Origin of the sequence: Ichthyenterobacterium magnum (genome assembly GCF_003610635.1) — a bacterium.
Classification (GTDB): domain Bacteria; phylum Bacteroidota; class Bacteroidia; order Flavobacteriales; family Flavobacteriaceae; genus Ichthyenterobacterium; species Ichthyenterobacterium magnum.
Genome location: NZ_RAQJ01000002.1, coordinates 109,301 through 128,807 on the forward strand (window position 1 = coordinate 109,301; position 19,507 = coordinate 128,807).

Genomic DNA, 19,507 nt, shown 5'->3' on the forward strand with positions numbered 1-19,507 from the left:
TTTAAGCCACTTAAATTTCAGTAATTTGTATGCAATCTTTTTTACTTGAGAACAACCTATATACATAAACCAGAATCTGTAAGAATATTTAATAAACAGTTACTCAACTGGAGCCTAAAGTATGATGATGTTGTTTGGTTAGATTCTAATAAGTATAACCAGCAATATTCTAGTTATGATGCTATTTTAGCTATTGATGCGTTTACAGGTATTAAAACAGACTATATTGATGCCTTTAATAAATTAAAAGAATATCAAAGTGTAACTAAAGATTGGCTTTTTGGATACCTTACTTATGATGTAAAAAATGCTGTAGAAGATTTAAAATCTAATAATTTTGACAGACTTCAATTTCCTGACGTATATTTTTTTCAGCCTAAAAAATTATTCTTAATAAAAGGAAATAGTGTAGAAATTAAATATTTAAAATTTGTTGATGACGAAATTCAAAATGATATAAAAGCTATAGAAAAAACTTTAGATAATTGTCATCTTGAGCGTGATACACAGAGTAAGTCGAAGTGCAGTCGAGAGGATATAAAAATAAAATTGCGTATTCATAAAGATGACTATTTTAAAAAGCTAGACAGTATGTTAACCCATATTCATCGAGGCGATATTTATGAAGCTAATTTTTGTCAAGAGTTTTATGCTGAAAACACAGTGATTAATCCGCTAGAAACGTACCAAAAACTAAATACAATTTCTAAACCGCCATTTGCAACTTTTTTAAAAATAAATGATAAATACTTAATGTCTGCATCACCAGAACGTTATTTAAAAAAAGAAGGTAATACTATTATTTCGCAACCAATTAAAGGAACTGCAAAACGTTCAAATAATAAAGTTGAAGATGATGAGCTTAAGTACAACTTATCTCAAGATGAAAAAGAACGTAGTGAGAATATTATGATTGTAGATTTGGTGAGAAACGATCTCTCGCAAACAGCAACTAAAGGTAGTGTAACAGTTAAAGAACTTTGTAAAGTATATAGTTTTCCGCAAGTGCATCAAATGATTTCTACGGTTACATCTAATGTTATTGAGAATACACATCCAATAGATGTTTTAAGAACTACGTTCCCAATGGGAAGCATGACAGGAGCACCAAAAATTTCTGCAATGAAAATTATTGAAGAACTTGAGGAGACTAAACGTGGCTTGTATTCTGGAACAGTTGGCTATTTTACGCCAGATAATGATTTTGATTTCAATGTAGTTATACGTAGTATTTTATATAACCAAACTAATCAATACGTGTCATATTCGGTTGGAGGAGCGATTACAGCTAAAAGTGTTCCCTTAAAAGAATATGAAGAATGTTTAGTGAAAGCTAAGGCTATGCGTGAGGTCTTAGAGAATTAACAGATAAATAATAGTATTTTTGAATATGCTTAAAGCACTCCAAAATCATATCGATAAAAACTTAGCGTTCTTAAAAGATGCTAGGCTTCTTATTGCGCTTTCAGGAGGATTGGATAGTGTTGTGTTGACACATTTATGTCATGATTTAAAACTAAATATTACACTTGCGCATTGTAACTTTAATTTGCGAGGAGAAGAAAGTAATGAAGATGAAGAATTTGTACTTAAGCTCGCTAATGATTTAAATATTGAAGTTTTTATTGAAAGTTTTGATACCGAAACTTATGCCAAAAACAACAAGCTTTCTATTCAAATGGCAGCTCGTCAATTGCGATACAACTGGTTTGATGAATTAGTAGAATCACTAGGTTTTGATTACCTTTTAACAGCGCATCATGCAGATGATAACCTCGAAACGTTTCTTATCAATCTTTCAAGAGGAACAGGTTTAGATGGCTTAACAGGCATTCCTGAAAACAATAGTAATGTTGTAAGGCCAATGTTGCCATTTTCTAGAGAAGAAATTGAAGCTTATGCATTAAAAGAAAACTTAAAATGGAGAGAAGATAGTAGTAATACCTCAACTAAATACTTGAGAAATAAGCTGCGTCATGAAGTGATTCCAATTTTAAAAGGGATTAATCCGCAAATGCTTCAGAATTTTGAAAAGACACAATTATATCTTGAGGGTTCTAAAGAGATTATAGAAGATACAATTGCTAAAATTCAAAAAAAAGTAGTTTCAGTAGAGAACAATGTTATTAGATTTAATATTAAAAAGCTCAAAAAGCTATCCAACCCTAAAGTCTATTTATATGAGCTTTTAAAAGATTTTAATTTTACAGAATGGGATGATGTGGTTAACTTATTAAGTGCTCAATCTGGAAAACAAGTGTCTTCTAATACGCATCGCTTAGTAAAAGATCGTGACTACTTACTACTTACAGAGGTAAAAGATAAACATGCTGCTGGCTGTCATTCTGAGCTTGTCGAAGAATCTCTAATTATTGAAGAAAACATAAAACAATTACAAACACCTTTTGGCGTTTTGCTTTTTGATGAAGCAGATGCGCTCTTTTCAAAGCAATCTAACGTAATTCATGTTGATAAGGATAAATTAAAATATCCTTTAATTATTCGTCAATGGAAAAAAGGAGATTATTTTTTTCCCTTAGGAATGAAAGGAAGAAAGAAGCTCAGTAAGTATTTTAAAGATGAAAAATTGTCTTTGGTTGATAAAGAGCGTGTGTGGTTGCTTACTTCAGAAAACAAAATTGTTTGGGTAATTGGTATGCGAGCAGATCGTAAATTTAAGGTTGATAGCAATACAAAAAAAGTTTTAAAAATTGAATTAAAACAATCCTTTTAAAAGGAAAGAATATGAAATTACAAGGTCAAATAGTCGATATTCAAAACAAACGAATCTATAAAGGCGAAATAAGTATTGAAAATGGAAAAATAGTTGCTATTCAAGAAAAGCAACATGATGTTAATCATTATATATTGCCTGGCTTTGTAGACGCACATATTCATATTGAAAGTTCTATGTTAGTACCAAGCGAGTTTGCAAAAATTGCGGTTAAACACGGTACAGTTTCTACAGTTTCTGACCCTCACGAAATTGCTAATGTTTTAGGCGTAAAAGGTGTTGAATTTATGATAGAAAATGGTAAAAAAACACCATTTAAATTCAATTTTGGAGCACCATCTTGTGTACCAGCAACAAGTTTTGAATCTGCAGGAGCTGTGATAGACTCAAATGATATTAAAAAGTTAATGGCTAATCCAGATATTAAGTATTTAGCCGAAATGATGAATTATCCTGGAGTGATTTATGACGATGCTGAAGTTTTAAAAAAACTAGATTGGGCCAAATATTATAAAAAACCAATTGATGGTCATGCGCCAGGATTGCGAGGAGACGATTTAACAAAATATATTTCTGCAGGAATCTCAACAGATCATGAATGTTTTACGTTTGATGAAGGTTTAGAAAAACTTCAAAAAGGCATGAAAGTTATTATTCGTGAAGGTAGCGCAGCTAAAAATTTTGAAGCTCTTATTAATTTATTGCCAGAACATTATAATAACATGATGTTTTGTAGTGATGATAAACATCCAGACGATTTGTTGTTAGGTCATATTAATCAATTATGTGCTAGAGCAGTTTTAAAAAATGTTGATGTGTTTAAGGTATTACAGGCTGCTTGCGTTAATCCAGTAAAGCATTATAATCTAGATGTTGGTTTGCTTCAAGTTGGAGATTTTGCAGATTGTATTGTTGTAGAAAATTTAAAAGATTTTAAAACGCTTCAAACCTATATTAATGGAGAGCTGGTTTTTGATAAAGGTGTTTCAAAAATTGAACATGTAGAATTTGAAAACTTAAATAACTTTAACACAGATAAAAAAAAGGTTGAAGATTTTAGGTTCCAATCTAATGCAAAACAAATAAGAGTTATTGAATGTTTAGATGGCGAATTAGTTACTAATGAGACAATTGAGGATGCAACTATTCAAAATGGAAATCTAGTCTCAAATACAAAAAAAGATATTCTAAAAATGGTAGTTGTTAATCGCTATCAAAACGATAAACCAGCTATAGCATTTATAAAAAACTTCGGATTAAAAGAAGGTGCAATTGCGTCTTCTGTTGGTCATGATTCTCACAATATTATCGCTGTAGGCGTTTCAGATGAAGCCATTTGTAAAGCCGTTAATTTATTAATAGAAAAAGAAGGCGGTATTTGTGCTATAAGTAATACTAAAGAAAAAACAGTTGCGCTTCCTGTGGCTGGAATTATGAGTGATAAAGATGCTCAAACTATCGGAAAGCAATACTCAGAGCTAGATGCAATGGCTAAGCAAATTGGTAGCAAACTTCATGCACCTTACATGAGTTTATCATTTATGGCGTTATTAGTTATACCATCATTAAAGCTTAGTGATAAGGGCTTGTTTAACGGAACCGATTTTAAGTTTACGCCTTTAGAAGTCTAATTATAAATAAGAATCATTCAATATAGTTTTTAAATTGTTATTGACTTTTCAATAATAGTATCATTTTAATATATATTTCATATATTTGATTAGAGTGCGATTAGAATTTGTCAATCTTATGACAAAGTTTCTATAGCATTCTTATTTTTTGTTCAAATATTAATAAAATTAATCTGATAAACTGATGATGCCTGTAAGCGAAACACTTTCCGAAGTAAAAAATTATATAGACGGTAAATTTGAAAGAAATGGCCAAAATGCAATGGATGTATTAAGCCCTTTAGATGGCTCTAAAATTTCTTCAATTCCAATGTCAACAACTCAAGATGTTAATGCTGCAGTTGAAGCAGCAAAAAAAGCATTTCCAGAATGGTCAGGAATGACCTTTAAAGAGCGTGTTCAAATATTCTTTAGATATCGCAATCTGTTAGAAAAAAACATGGATGAGTTGACTAAGCTAGTACAATTAGAAAATGGTAAAACCTATGGCGAAGCCAAAGCTGAAGTTGAGAAGAGTATGGAACTCTGTGAGTTTGCTGTATCCATGCCACAAATAGTTGTCAATGAGGTGCAAGAAGTTAGTAAAGGTGTTGAATGCCGAATTGAGCGTAAACCTTTAGGTGTTGTAGCATCTATTACACCATTTAATTTCCCGAATATGGTGCCACATTGGACCTTGCCAAATGCTTTGGTTTTAGGAAACACGATGGTTATGAAGCCCTCTGAACTAGTGCCGCTAAGTACAGTACGGATGGCTGAGTTACTAAAAGAAGCTGGTCTTCCAGATGGTGTATTCAATATTGTTAATGGAGGAAAAGAAGTCGTAGAAGCCATTTGCGACCATCCAAAAATTGAAGCAGTTTCTTTTGTGGGTTCTACAAAAGTGGCTAAAATCGTATATAAAAGAGCAACGTCTAATTTAAAACGTTGTGTCGCTTTAGGAGGTGCAAAAAACCATTTATTAGTCCTACCTGATGCTAACCCTGAAATGACAGCTTCAAATGTTGTTGCGTCCATGTCTGGCTGTGCAGGCCAGCGTTGTATGGCTGCTTCTGTAATGGTTGGAGTGGATAAAGTACAGCACATTATAGACCGTATGGTTGAGGATGCTAAAGCCATTGTGCCTGGAGATAACTTGGGTTCTGTAATTACTGCCGAAGCTAAAGAGCGTATTGAAGGCTATATTTCTGAAGCTGAAAAAAATGGAGCCAAAATTTTGTTAGATGGTCGTAATACAACAGTTCCTGGAAAAGAAGGTGGTTATTATGTTGGACCAACAATTATAGATTATGTAACTACAGATATGTCTGTGGCAAGAGAAGAAATTTTCGGACCAGTGATTTCAATTATTCGTGCTAAAGATTTAGATGAAGCTATCGAGATTGAAAATGGGTCGAACTATGGAAATGCAGCTGCTGTGTTTACCCAAAGTGGTGGTTTGGCTAAACAAGTTATGGAACGTGCAAGCGCAGGAATGATTGGTGTAAATATTGGAGTTCCGGTGCCTAGAGAGCCATTTTCTTTTGGCGGATGGAACGAATCAAAATTTGGAGTAGGTGATATTACAGGACGCAGCTCTATAGAATTCTGGACACAAAACAAGAAGACTACAACGAAATGGAATCCAGAAGCACAAACCAATTGGATGAGTTAATTAATCAATTTATATAATAGTAATTAAATAATTAATAATCAGCTGTTTAATTTAATGGATAATCAACAAATTGTAAAAGATAATTTAGACTATACTTTGTTTTCTTGGGGAAAACAAGGTGGTCTAAATCCTATTAATGTATCGCATGCAAATGGTTCATATGTGTATGATAGAGATGGAAAAAAGTATTTAGATTTTTCTTCTCAACTTATGAATGTAAATATTGGTCATGGAAACCAACGCATAACAGATGCAGTTGCTAAACAAATGCAGGAAGTAAGTTTTGTATATCCTGGAATGGCAACAGATGTTCGTGGTAAATTGGGAAAAAAAATCGCTGAGATTACCCCGGGAAATTTAACAAAAACTTTTTTTACACTTGGTGGAGCAGAAGCTATAGAAAATGCTATTAAGCTTGTTAGAATGTATACTGGTCGCCATAAAATAATTACACATTATCGCGCTTATCATGGCGCAACATACGGAGCGATTACCGCTGGTGGAGACCCAAGACGTTTTCCTGTAGATAGTCAAGCCATGCCAAATGTAGTACATGTAGAAAATCCATATGCATATCGTTGTCCGTGGAATTCCGATTCTATTGAGCAATGTGGAGAACGCGCCTTAGCGCATTTAGAGCGTGTGGTAAAGTTTGAAAATCCAAATAGTGTAGCTGCTATTTTGTTTGAAGGCGAATCTGGTTCTTCAGGATGTTTAAAATATCCACCTATGTATTTAAAACGCGTACGAGAACTCTGTGATAAATACGGAATTATGATGATTGATGATGAAGTGATGAGTGGTTTTGGACGCACAGGAAAAATGTTTGGGATAGACCATCATAATGTCACTCCAGATATTATGTGTTTGGCTAAAGGCTTAACTTCTGGTTATTTACCATTAGGAGGTGTTGTAGTGACAGATAAAATTGCTGAGCATTTTAACGACAATCCAATGACTATTGGGTTAACATATTCTGCGCATTCTGTTTTGTGTGCTGCTGCATTAGAAAATATTAAAGTTATTGAAGAAGAGAATTTAGTAGAACGTGCAGCAGAAATGGGTTTATATATTGAAGCTGAAGTAGAAAAACTGAAAGCAAAACATCCATCTATTGGTGATTTTAGAAATACCGGATTACTTGGATGCATTGAGCTTGTGAAAAATAGAGATACAAAAGAACCAACCACGCCTTGGAATGCGAAGCCAAATGAAATGGAAGCCACGTCTAGAATGGCGACCAAAATCAGAGAGCTAGGCATGTTCACATTTGTACGTTGGAACTGGATTTTTATTGCGCCTCCTTTAAATGTCACCAAAGAAGAAGTAGATGAAGGGTTGCAAATAATCTCACAAGCAATTGCAATTGCTGATGAGTATGTCATTCCTGCGTAGGCAGGAATCTCGTGAAGTAAATTCAGAATTGGTTAATAAAAGTAAATGTCATTCCGACAGAGTGAGGAACGAACAACGAGGAATCTCATAATTTAAAGTAAGATTCTTCATTTTATTCAGAATGACAAACAACTAAAAAAGAAGTTCCAACTAAATGAATAAAGACATCGTAGAACTACAAGAAGACGTTTCAAATTCTTCACTATATAGCGAAGATTTAGCACCTGTACCTTCAAGTCAGCGTACTTGGAGCAAATGGCACCTTGCTGCAATTTGGATTGGTATGGCAGTCTGTATTCCTACATATTTATTGGCGTCTTATATGATTAAGACAGGATTGAATTGGTATGAGGCACTTATTATTATTGGGCTTGCTAATTTAATCATTACCATTCCTATGGTGCTTAATGGTCATGCAGGAGTAAAATACGGCATTCCATTTCCGGTTATTGGTCGAGCCGCTTTCGGAACAAAAGGTGTGCACTTAGCATCTGTAACTAGAGGAATCATTGCTTGTGGCTGGTTTGGTGTGCAAACTTGGATTGGAGGTTTAGCTATTTATGCCATTTTCAATGCCATTACTGGTTCAACAGGTGAGTTAGGATTGTCGATTGGTAAGTTCGTAGGCTTCGGAATTTTTTGGATTATTAATATGTATTTTATCTGGAAAGGTACAGAAAGCATTAAATGGTTAGAAACCTATTCGGCACCTATTCTTGTGATCATGGGAATTGTGCTCATTTATTGGAGCTATGCCAAAGCTGATGGATTTTCTATTGTGTTAGACCAAAGTGTTCAGCTTGAAAAAACAGCTGCTACAATTACAGAAAAAGAGGATACCTTTTATCTCAATTTAAATGTTTTAAAAAGTAAAGAAGGTCAACTCAAAGCTACTGAGTATGCTATTGTTTCAGAAGAAAATACAAGTTGGAAACCTTTCACTTCAGAACCAATTCAAATTAAAAACACTAAGAATATTCAAGTGCAATTCAGAAATAATGATGTTTTGTCTAGTGTTGTATCTGCGAATATAGTTTCTAATAATTCGGGAAGTAAGCTTTGGCGTTATTTGCTCTGGCTAACTGCTATGGTTGGTTTTTGGGCAACCATGTCTATTAGTATTGCAGATATTACACGTTATGCAGCAACTCAAAAAGACCAAATTGCAGGACAATTTATAGGATTGCCAGCAACTATGATGTTGTATTCTTTTGTAGGCATTTTTGTTACCTGTGCGGCAATTATCAATTTTAAAGATATTTTAATTGCTGATGATGCACCTTGGGACCCAGTTTCTTTAATAGCTAAATTCAAAAATCCAGTTGTGGTTATTGTAGCTCAGGTTTTTATGATTATAGCGACCTTGAGTACTAATATTGCTGCCAATGTAATAGCACCATCCAATGCATTTTCAAATTTATGGCCTAAAAAAATTAGTTTTAAAACTGGAGGAACACTAACAGGGATCATCGGAATATTAATCATGCCTTGGTGGTTATTAAATGAGATCTCAGGATTTTTAATTTTTGTAAGTGGATTATTAGGTCCAGTACTCGGAATTTTAATTGCAGATTATTATTTGGTTAGAAAAAAGAAGCTAGAATTAGCCGAACTTTATAAAGAAGAAGGAATCTATTCATATAACAAAACAGGTTTTAACAAAGCAGCTATGATAGCTTTATTCGTAGGTGTTTTTGCTGCGCTCATAGGTTTTTGGGTTCCTGCTCTAAGTTTCTTGTATTCACTATCTTGGTTTACAGGATTCTTTATTTCGTTTGTATTGTATTATCTATTAATGAAGAAAAAATAAAATGTCAATACTCATAAAAAATGGTCGTGTTGTAACGGCTTCAGAAAGTTATATCGCTGATGTCTATACCGAAGGCGAAAAAATTGTTGCCATAGGAAAAGACCTAAACTATCAAGCGGATAAAATAATTGATGCCACAGATAAATTAGTGTTTCCTGGCGGAATTGACCCTCATGTGCATTTGGATATGCCTTTTATGGGAACCTATTCTAGTGATGATTATGAAACAGGAACTCGTGCAGCTTTGCATGGCGGAACAACTATGGTCATCGATTTTATATTACAAACCCAAGGTGATACGCTTCATAATGCATTAAAAACTTGGCAAGAAAAATCGAAAAAAGCGATTGGAGATTATTCGTATCACATGGCTGTAACCGATTTTAATGATGATGTGGCAAAAGAAGTTGTTCAGATGATTGAAGACGAAGGGATTTCTTCGTTTAAAACATTTATGGCTTATAAAGGGGCACTTATGATTGATGACGGACAAATGGTGCAACTGATGAAAGTCGTTAAAAAACATGGTGGTTTAGTTACGGTTCATGCGACCAATGGCGATATGATTGATTCATTAATTGCTAAAAATAGAGCACTTGGAAACATGTCGCCTTTATATCATTATTTATCCCAACCAGAAGTTACAGAAGCAGAAGCTTCAGCACGTTTTGCAGATATGCTGCATTATACAGATTGCCCAGGTTATATTGTGCATATGACTTGTGAAGGTGCTTTAAATGCAGTTAGAAAAGCAACACAGCGTAACCAAAAGGTTTTCGTAGAAACCTGTACACAGTATTTAGTATTAGATGCCTCTTTATATAAAAATGATTTTGAAGGTGCTAAATGGGTTATGAGTCCGCCATTACGAGAAAAGAAAGACCAAGTGGCTTTATGGTCGGGGATTAATCAAGGTTTAGTTCAAGTGGTTGGTACAGACCATTGTCCGTTTATGTGGGAACAAAAGAAAATGGGCAAAGATGATTTTTCAAAAATCCCAAACGGTCATCCAGCAATTGAGCATCGTATGGAATTATTGTTTTCTGAAGGTGTTAATAAAGGAAAGATTTCACTCACTAAATATGTAGAAGTTGCTTCAACCAATGCTGCAAAAATCTTTGGAATGTATCCTAGAAAAGGAACCATTGCTATAGGAAGCGATGCAGACATCGTAATATTCGACCCAAATAAAGAACATACTATTTCTGTAGAGACACATCATATGAATTGTGATTATTCAGGCTACGAAGGATTCAATTTAAAAGGAAAAACAGAAACTGTCATCTTACGAGGTCAAGTTGCTATAGAAAATGAAGACTGCCTTTTAAAAGCAGGTCATGGAGAATTTATTAAAAGAGGAAAAACCTCTAAAACGGTTATTTAGTTAAGAGTTATGAGTTTAGAGTTGAAAAAAGAAAGTAAAAGTATTGTTGCTGAGAAAGCATATGCATTTGCTTTGCTTGTTATTTCAATTTATAAAGAACTAAAAACGGAAAACGAATTTATTCTTTCTAGACAAATACTTCGTTCAGGAACTTCAATTGGAGCAAATGTTAATGAAGCTATTTCTGCTGAATCTAAAAAGGACTTTGTTCATAAGTTGAGTATCTCTCTAAAAGAGGCTAGAGAAACTAAATATTGGTTAAATTTATTAAAAGACAGTAACTTCATTCATCAAGAGATGTATAACAAATCAAATAAAAAATGTGAAGAATTGATAAAAATTTTGAGTAGTATTATTTTAACTACAAAGCAACGTTACTTAAACAACTCTTAACCTAAAACTAATAATTCATAACTATAAGATATGCCAAGAAAAGTAAAATCAGGATTGATACAAATGAGTCTTCCAATGACGGAAGGAGAAGGAACTATTCAAGAAATAATGGATGCAATGTATGATAAGCATATGCCATACATTGAAGAAGCAGGACGACAAGGTGTTCAAATTTTATGTTTACAAGAAATTTTTAATACACCATATTTCTGTCCTGGTCAAGATAAAAAATGGTATGCATCTGCTGAATCTGTTCCAGGTCCAACAACCGAAAAAATGCAAGTACTTGCCAAGAAACATAATATGGTGATTATCGTTCCTATTTATGAGAAAGAATCGCCAGGCGTGTTGTATAACACAGCAGCAGTGATTGATGCCGATGGAACCTATTTAGGGAAATACAGAAAAAATCACATTCCGCATACCACTGGATTTTGGGAGAAGTTCTTCTTTAAACCAGGAAATATGGGCTATCCGGTATTTCAAACAAAGTATGCTAAGGTAGGTGTTTACATTTGTTACGATAGGCATTTTCCGGATGGTGCACGAGCTTTAGGTTTAAATGGCGCTGAAATCGTTTATAATCCGTCTGCAACAGTTGCTGGACTAAGTGAGTACTTATGGAAATTAGAGCAACCAGCTCATGCAGCTGCGAATGGCTATTTTATGGGTTGTATCAATCGTGTTGGTGAAGAGAAACCATGGAATTTAGGTAAGTTCTATGGACAATCATATTTCGTGGATCCACGTGGACAAATTTTCGCAGAAGCTTCTCGTGATGATGATGAATTATTAGTAGCTGAGTTTGATTTGGATTTAATTGAAGAAGTACGCTCTACTTGGCAATTCTATAGAGATAGACGACCAGAAACTTACGGAAGATTAACAGATCTTTAGTGATTTAATTATGGATTAAGAGCTAAGAATTTCTTTAAAAATGAAACTCATAACTCATAACTTTTAAACTCATAACTCTCAAATGGCAGAATATAAACGACCAAAAACGAAAGCCGAATTCGATAAGAATTTTAAGCAGAAAAAACCATTAATGAATGATACTGAAGCCTTTTACGAAGCTTCACGATGTTTGTTTTGTTATGATGCGCCATGTATTCAAGCATGTCCGACGAGTATTGATATTCCATTATTCATCAAACAGATTCACACCGATAATATTACAGGAGCATCCAAAACTATTTTCGATTCGAACTGGCTAGGAAACGCTTGTGGTGTCGTGTGTCCTACTGGCGTGTTGTGTGAAGGTGCTTGTGTATATAATCACCAAGATGTGCCGCCAATTCAAATTGGTAGACTTCAAAATTATGCGACGAATAAAACCATAGATGCTGATAAAACAATATTCAAAGTTGGCGAATCCAACGGAAAAAAGATAGCCATCATTGGAGCTGGTCCAGCTGGTTTGGCTTGTGCTTGCGAAGCACGAACTTTGGGTTATGAAGTTGATATATATGAAGCTAAAGAAAAGCCATCAGGATTAACGGTTTATGGAATTGCACCATATAAAATTACAAATGAAGAAGTCTTGAAAGAAGTCGATTATCTTCAAAATCAGTTGGGTTTCAATATTAAATATAATAATGCAATCAATTCAAAAAAAGAATTAAGTACTCTTGAAAACAACTATGATGCTATTTTCCTTGGTGTTGGTTTAGGTGCAACACGTCATCTAGGTTTAGATGGTGAAGACAAACAAGGCGTTATTGGTGCAGTTGAGTTTATTGAAGAATTGCGAATGAAACATCATGAAGTCAAAGTTCCAGCTAAGGTTGTTGTAATTGGTGGAGGAAATACGGCAATGGATGCTGCTTCTGAAGCAGCTAGAATGGGAGCACGAAAAACGGTCCTTGCGTACAGAAATTCGAAGGATAAAATGGGTGCATACGGATTTGAATACGACCTGGCAATCAGTGCAGGAGTAGATAGTCTATTTAATGTGACACCTTTGGCAATTACTGGAAATGGAAAAGTAGAAGGCGTGAAATTTGCAAAAACCGAAGTGATTGATGGTAAACTACAAACCAATATGAATAACACATTTATTGTGAGATGTGACATGGTTATAAAAGCAACTGGACAGGCTAAACAAGGGTATTTCTATGATATGATAGATGGTTTAGATATAGATAATAAAACAAGAATTAAAATCAATGAAGAATTTCAAACGTCCAATCCAAAGTATTTTGCGGGAGGCGATGCTATTAATGGTGGAGCAGAAGTTGTAAATGCAGCTTATGACGGAAAAATGGCAGCTCAAGGCATTCATAATTGGTTAAACAAAAAATAGAATAGACTGTCATTCCGCACTTGATACGGAATTCACATGCTTAATAATATAGATTCCTGCATACGCAGGAATGACAAAAAAACAAAAACATGATAGACTTATCAATAAATTTCGGAGGTATAAAAGCACCAAACCCGTTTTGGTTGGCATCAGCACCTCCAACAAATTCTGGATATCAAATAATGAAAGCTTTTGATGCTGGTTGGGGTGGAGCAGTATGGAAAACACTTGGTGTTCCTGTTGTTAATGTGTCTAGTCGCTATGGTGCTGTGAATTATAGAAATGCTAGAATGATGGGGTTCAATAATATTGAATTAATTACAGATAGACCATTAGCTGATAATCTTCGAGAAATAGAAGAAGTCAAAAAATATTTTCCTGACCATGCGGTGATTGCTTCATTAATGGTTGAGAGTAGAGCAGAATGGGAGCAGATTATAAAAGATGTTGAAAATGCTGGAGCTGATGGGATAGAACTCAATTTTGGTTGTCCACATGGCATGTGTGAACGAGGAATGGGGTCGGCAGTAGGTCAAGAACCAGAGGTTTTAAAGACGATAGTTGGTTGGGTGAAAGAAGCTGCAAGCATTCCTGTAATTACCAAACTATCGCCTAATATTTCACATATAACAGATCCTGGATTAGCAGCTGTGCAAGGTGGAACAGATTCAATTTCATTAATCAACACAATTAAAAGTATTGTTGGTATTGATTTGGATTCTTATGCGCCATATCCTATTGTAGATGGGAAAGGAACTAATGGAGGTTATTGCGGACCAGCAGTAAAGCCCATTGCAATGCATATGCTTAAAGATTTAGCACAACACCCAGAAATTGGCAAAGTCCCTTTGTCTGGTATTGGTGGTATTGAAACATGGCGTGATGTTGTAGAGTTTATTCTACTCGGAGCAACATCAGTTCAAGTATGTACTGCTGTAATGCATTATGGTTTTGGAATCGTACGTGAAATGGAAGCTGGTTTGCGCCAGTTCATGGAAGAAAAGAATTACAACACTATTTATGATTTTGCTGGAAAAGCCTTGCCTAATGTTACCGAATGGAAACACCTTAATTTAAAGCATAAAGTAGTTGCAGAAATTAATGCAGATAAGTGTATTGGTTGCGACTTATGCTATATAGCCTGTGATGATGGAGCGCATCAAGCCATTGCTTTGCCGATTGATTTAACAAATAGAATCCCAAGTATTATCGAAGAAAATTGTGTAGGCTGTAATTTGTGTTCATTGGTATGCCCTGTTGAAGATTGTATTACGATGGTTAAAAGGGATGATGGAACCCAAAGTTTAACATGGCACCAACGCACAGAAAATGATGATATTCCAGTAACTTTTGATGATGATAGAGCAGGTGGAAAAGGACATTTTGTTCCAACACCTGAAGATGCTTTGAAGCATAGAAAATAATGCCAATAATAAAACCTACTTATAAGCCACGTTTTTATTTTAAAAACGGATTTGTGTCTACTGTTTATTCTGGTTTAGCTAGAAATGTTTCTGGTGTTCTGCAAGAACGAGAACGAATAGTGCTTTCTGATGGCGACTTCTTGGATTTAGATTGGAGCTTTGCTCAGCAAAAAACTAACAAACTTATTATTGTGCTTCATGGTTTAGAAGGAAATGCACAGCGTCCATATATGAAAGGAACTGCTAAAGTGTTTAATGAAAATGATGTGGATGCAGTCTGTGTTAATTTTAGAAGTTGTAGTGGAGAAGATAATTTAAAGTTTAGGTCCTATCATTCTGGTGCTACTGAAGATCTGCATGATGTTGTTGAGCATGTTATTACTACAAAGCATTATACTCATATCTATATAAAGGGCTTTAGTCTTGGCGGAAATATGACACTCAAATATTTAGGAGAGCGTGATGTTCCGCATCAAATAAAAGCAGGAATTGCTATTTCTGTGCCTTGTCATTTGTATGGTTCTTGTCAAGAATTACACAAGTTTAATAATTTTTTATACCACGACCGTTTTAAAAAACATTTAGTAGGCAAGCTGAAAAGCAAACAAAGTTTGTTTCCAGATTTGGTTTCAGATGAAGATATTGCATCTATAAAAACACTTAAAGATTTTGATGACGTATATACATCTAAAGCGCATGGTTTTAAAGATGCTTTAGATTATTATAGTCAATGTAGTAGTTTGCAGTTTCTACAGAATATAAAAACGCCTACACTTATTATTAATGCACTTAACGATTCCTTTTTATCTCCAGAATGCTTTCCTGTAAAAGAAGCAAAAGAAAACCCAAATCTGTTTTTAGAAATGCCAAAATATGGAGGTCATGTTGGGTTTGTCGATAAACGTAATATTTATTATAACGAAAAGCGTGCTTTAGAGTTTGTGAAAACAAATTAAATAAGTTACTTAGCGCTTCTTAAAAATAGTATATGAAACATATTTACACTTCTATTATTTTATTCTTTTTTTTTCAATTGTCTTTTGGGCAGATTGGGTTTGAGGATAACTATATAACCAATTTTAATAACAGCACATATAATCCGGTAGGAACAGTAAAACATTTTGTTGATTTTGATGGTGATGGTGATTTAGATGTGTTATTGTCTTTTTTTAATAGGGTTTTGAGCTGGCATGAGAATATTGATGGATATGGAAATTATTCACAACAAAATATACTTTTGGATTTACCTGGTACTGGTAACATTGTATTTGAAGTTTTTGATTTTGATTATGATGGAGATGAAGATGTGGTATTAAAGTATGAGAATGTAATGTATTGGTATGAGCATATAGATGGACAAAACGAGCTCAATGAAGGGGTAGTGATACTTGATGATATTCAATTGGGAGCTTATAAATTTGAAGATATGGATGGGGATAATGATAAGGATATTGTTTTTAATTCAACTACAGGGAATACAAAGTTATTAATGTGGTCTGAAAACGATGGGCTAAATAATTTTGGACCACAACAAACTATTGATTCTGCAACAGGGTTTGGGGGTTTTAAATTTTATGTTGATGATATAGATGATGATGGTGATATGGATATTCTTGGAGCTAAAGAAGATTTTGTTTGGTACGAAAATACGGATGGCAATGGTGATTTTAGCAATGAGCATATCATACAGGCTAATGTCTCTGCGAATTTTTCAGTTGTTTATAATAGAGGTTTTGTTATTGCTGATTATGATGATGATGGTGATAAGGATATTATTACTAATGAATATCAAAATTATATGAAAATATATGAAAATATAAATGATATCTCTTTTGGAAGTGCACTGCTGCTTTCGGAGTTTCATAATACTTATGGATTTGCAGTAATGGATATTGATTTGGATGGAGATCAGGATATTTTAAATGGAAGCTCGAATGGTTTTTATTGGTCAGAAAATAATAATAATACTTTTCTTAACAGTCAATCATTGTTTGTTGATAATGGAGGTCATTATATAGAGAAATTAATAGATATAGACCTAGATGGAGATTTAGATATTTTGGTGAAGAATTATAGTGATGTTTTGTTTAAAATTAATTCAAACGGGACTTTTGAAGAGACGCTTCCTGTTTTTATGCAGTTATCTCGACCTAAAGAGGTTAAAGCTGCAGATTTAGATGGAGATTTAGATTTAGATATAGTTGCTACGGATCTTTACGGTAATATATTTTGGTATTCAAATATTGACGAAATGGGATATTTTAGTGTTCAAAGATATATTCATGATAACAGTGAGTATAGTGATGACCAAAGAAAAAAAATAAGTATCGGTGATCTTGATGGTGATAACGATAATGATATTATTTCAGTATCCAAATACGATGGTAGAATTTCTTGGCATGAAAATTTAGACGGACAAGGTGATTTTAGTAATGAGCAAATCATTAATTCAAGTCTAACAGATCAAGTACATAGTCTAGATTTAAAAGATGTAGATAATGATGGGGATAATGATATAGTGGTTGGCACTCATTATGGAATATACTGGCTTAAAAACGCAGATGGATTAGCAGGTTCGTGGGAAATAAATCAAATAGGTGCTAACGTAGGTTCTGTTTCAGAAATAGAATTAAATGATTTAGATAATGATAATGATAATGATGTTGTATGTTTTGATGGTAATGCAATTGTCTGGTTTGAAAATGTTGGTGGATTAGGTTCTTATGGAAATATGATGCCAATTTCATCAAACACCACTTATTTTCCAAAAGGTGTTTTTAAAATTTTTGATATGAATGGCGATGGTTACAAAGATATAATAGTATCATCTCGAGATAATAATAATATTTCTTTTTTTGAACATATAGATGGTAATGGTGCGTTTGAAGATGCTGTAATTGTTGTTAATGACGCAAACGGTGTCTCATCTATTGATATAGCTGATGTTGATAATGATGGTGATTTAGATATACTAGCTGCACTTGCAGATTTTGATATAGTAGTTTGGTATGAGAATTTAGATGGACAAGCTGAGGCTTTTGGTGATTTTAATGTTATTACTGATTTACAAGATAATACTAGTTCTTTTGTAGACTATAGCGGTTATATTGTGGCTGTAGATGTTAATCAGGATAATAATATTGATGTAATATCTGCCACTCAGATGTACCATAATTTAGTTTGGAGTAAGAATTTATCTCTAACGAATAGAATTAGTGGTTTCGTGAATTTTACATTTGACTTAAATGGTGTTGGTTGTGATTTCAGTAATAGTATTCCAGTTAATAATGTATTGATAAGTACATCAAACGGTGTTGAAAGTAAGGCTACATTTTCTTTAAATAATGGTCATTACCAATTGTATCCAGCACAAGATGGAAATTATGAAACGCAAATACTAACATCATTACCTCTTTATTTTGAATCTAATCCTGAATCAGAAACAACAGAATTTATAGGTCAAGGAAATACAAATGAAGTTGATTTTTGTATAGAACCTGTAGGAGTAGTTAATGACTTAGAAATTAGCTTATACCCACTTTCTGAAGTTCGACCTGGATATGATGTGTCTTATCAAATTGTCTATAAGAACGTTGGGACAACTATAGTAAACAATGGATTTATAACTTTAGATTATGATAATACAAAAATCAATTTTCAATCTTCAAGTGAATCTGTCTTTGCACAAACATCAAATTCTTTAGCATTTCAGTATCTTGATTTACAGCCTTTTGAAATAAGAACTATTGAATTGAATTTCAGTATGAATAATATACCATCAGTGATGTTAGGGGATATATTATTTTTTGAGACAGAAATTACACCTTTCACACAAGATGAAACTATTTATAACAATTCTTTTAATTTGCAACAAACTGTAATAGGCTCTTACGATCCAAATGATATAAGTGTTTTAGAAGGAGAACAAATATTATTAGAAGATGCAGATAAATATTTGCATTATATTATTCGTTTTCAAAACACAGGTACTGCAAGCGCTATTAATATTAATGTAGAGAATGCATTAGATGATAAACTAGATTGGACAACAATGCAATTGGAGAGTTTAAGTCATGCTGGTCGCGTAGAAATTAGAGATGGTAATATGGCAAAATTTATATTTAATAATATCCATTTACCAGATAGCACAAATGATGAGCCTAACTCTCATGGCTATATTGCTTATAAGATAAAACCAAAGAGTGATGTTGAAGTTGGTGATATATTTTATAATACCGCAGATATCTTTTTCGACTTTAATCCGGCAATTGTTACCAATACAGTAAGCACAGAAATAGTTAATGCTTTGTCGGTAAATGAATTCGAGGTTAAAGGATTTTCAATCTATCCAAATCCAGTAAATAATACATTAACTATAGAAGGAAAATCGGCTTTAGAATCTATTGCTGTTTATGATGTTAATGGTAGAGAATTAAATGCAATTGATATAGAAAACAACCAATTGCAGTATCTACTAGATGTTTCAGAGTTGTCTCAAGGTATTTATTTTATAGAAGTACAGTCAGATAACTTTAAATCTTCAAAAAAGTTTATTAAAGAATAACTCATAAATTTAACACTATAAAAAAGCGAACCCTTTGGTGACCATACCAAAGGGTTCTATTTGTGTAATACTTAAATAATCATAAATAAAAATTTAAGTGGCTGCAAATATAGTCTATTATATCATTTATAAAGCTATTAATTAGTATTTGTGCGGTAGGTGTGAAAAAATGTACGACTAAAGATTAAGATTTTTTCTTACATTTAAGGAAAT

General features: G+C 33.6%; 13 protein-coding genes. All 13 read left to right on the forward strand.

What is annotated here, in order from left to right; genetic code table 11:
* Positions 1–45 precede the first annotated feature (45 nt).
* The 13 genes from BXY80_RS06550 (at position 46) to BXY80_RS06610 (ending at position 19,294) form a co-directional block, all read left to right on the forward strand.
* Positions 46–1,365: an anthranilate synthase component I family protein gene (locus BXY80_RS06550; protein ID WP_120200469.1), complete on the forward strand. Its 1,320-nt coding sequence runs from the start codon at positions 46–48 to the stop codon at positions 1,363–1,365.
* A 25-nt stretch (positions 1,366–1,390) separates the two neighbouring features.
* A complete protein-coding gene (gene tilS / locus BXY80_RS06555; protein WP_120200470.1) occupies positions 1,391–2,734 on the forward strand; it encodes a tRNA lysidine(34) synthetase TilS in 1,344 nt (447 codons plus the stop codon).
* Positions 2,735–2,745: 11 nt separating this feature from the next.
* On the forward strand, positions 2,746–4,365 hold the full coding sequence (gene ade, locus BXY80_RS06560) for an adenine deaminase (RefSeq protein ID WP_120200471.1): 1,620 nt from the start codon (positions 2,746–2,748) through the stop codon (positions 4,363–4,365).
* Between the two features lie 184 nt (positions 4,366–4,549).
* Positions 4,550–6,019, forward strand: coding sequence for a CoA-acylating methylmalonate-semialdehyde dehydrogenase (locus BXY80_RS06565; RefSeq protein ID WP_211328343.1), 1,470 nt, complete (start codon positions 4,550–4,552; stop codon positions 6,017–6,019).
* A gap of 54 nt (positions 6,020–6,073) precedes the next feature.
* Entirely contained in the window at positions 6,074–7,414 is a 1,341-nt protein-coding gene (locus BXY80_RS06570) for an aminotransferase class III-fold pyridoxal phosphate-dependent enzyme (RefSeq protein ID WP_120200472.1), read from the forward strand.
* Between the two features lie 154 nt (positions 7,415–7,568).
* Positions 7,569–9,224: an NCS1 family nucleobase:cation symporter-1 gene (locus BXY80_RS06575; RefSeq protein ID WP_120200473.1), complete on the forward strand. Its 1,656-nt coding sequence runs from the start codon at positions 7,569–7,571 to the stop codon at positions 9,222–9,224.
* Position 9,225: 1 nt separating this feature from the next.
* Positions 9,226–10,608 carry a dihydropyrimidinase gene (hydA, locus tag BXY80_RS06580; RefSeq protein WP_120200474.1) on the forward strand — a complete coding sequence of 461 codons (1,383 nt, stop codon included), beginning with the start codon at positions 9,226–9,228 and terminating at the stop codon, positions 10,606–10,608.
* Between the two features lie 9 nt (positions 10,609–10,617).
* On the forward strand, positions 10,618–11,001 hold the full coding sequence (locus BXY80_RS06585) for a four helix bundle protein (protein WP_120200475.1): 384 nt from the start codon (positions 10,618–10,620) through the stop codon (positions 10,999–11,001).
* A 30-nt stretch (positions 11,002–11,031) separates the two neighbouring features.
* Positions 11,032–11,898, forward strand: a complete 867-nt coding sequence (locus tag BXY80_RS06590; protein ID WP_211328344.1) for a nitrilase-related carbon-nitrogen hydrolase — start codon at positions 11,032–11,034, stop codon at positions 11,896–11,898.
* 82 nt (positions 11,899–11,980) lie between these two features.
* A complete protein-coding gene (locus BXY80_RS06595) occupies positions 11,981–13,306 on the forward strand; it encodes an FAD-dependent oxidoreductase (protein ID WP_120200476.1) in 1,326 nt (441 codons plus the stop codon).
* 89 nt (positions 13,307–13,395) lie between these two features.
* A complete protein-coding gene (preA, locus tag BXY80_RS06600; protein WP_120200477.1) occupies positions 13,396–14,730 on the forward strand; it encodes an NAD-dependent dihydropyrimidine dehydrogenase subunit PreA in 1,335 nt (444 codons plus the stop codon).
* Positions 14,730–15,686, forward strand: coding sequence for a YheT family hydrolase (locus tag BXY80_RS06605; RefSeq protein WP_120200478.1), 957 nt, complete (start codon positions 14,730–14,732; stop codon positions 15,684–15,686). The genes preA and BXY80_RS06605 overlap by 1 nt, the downstream gene beginning before the upstream one ends.
* Positions 15,687–15,718: 32 nt before the next feature.
* The gene (locus tag BXY80_RS06610) at positions 15,719–19,294 is read left to right on the forward strand and encodes a T9SS type A sorting domain-containing protein (protein ID WP_120200479.1); all 3,576 of its coding nucleotides are present in this window, start codon (positions 15,719–15,721) and stop codon (positions 19,292–19,294) included.
* Positions 19,295–19,507: the final 213 nt, after the last annotated feature.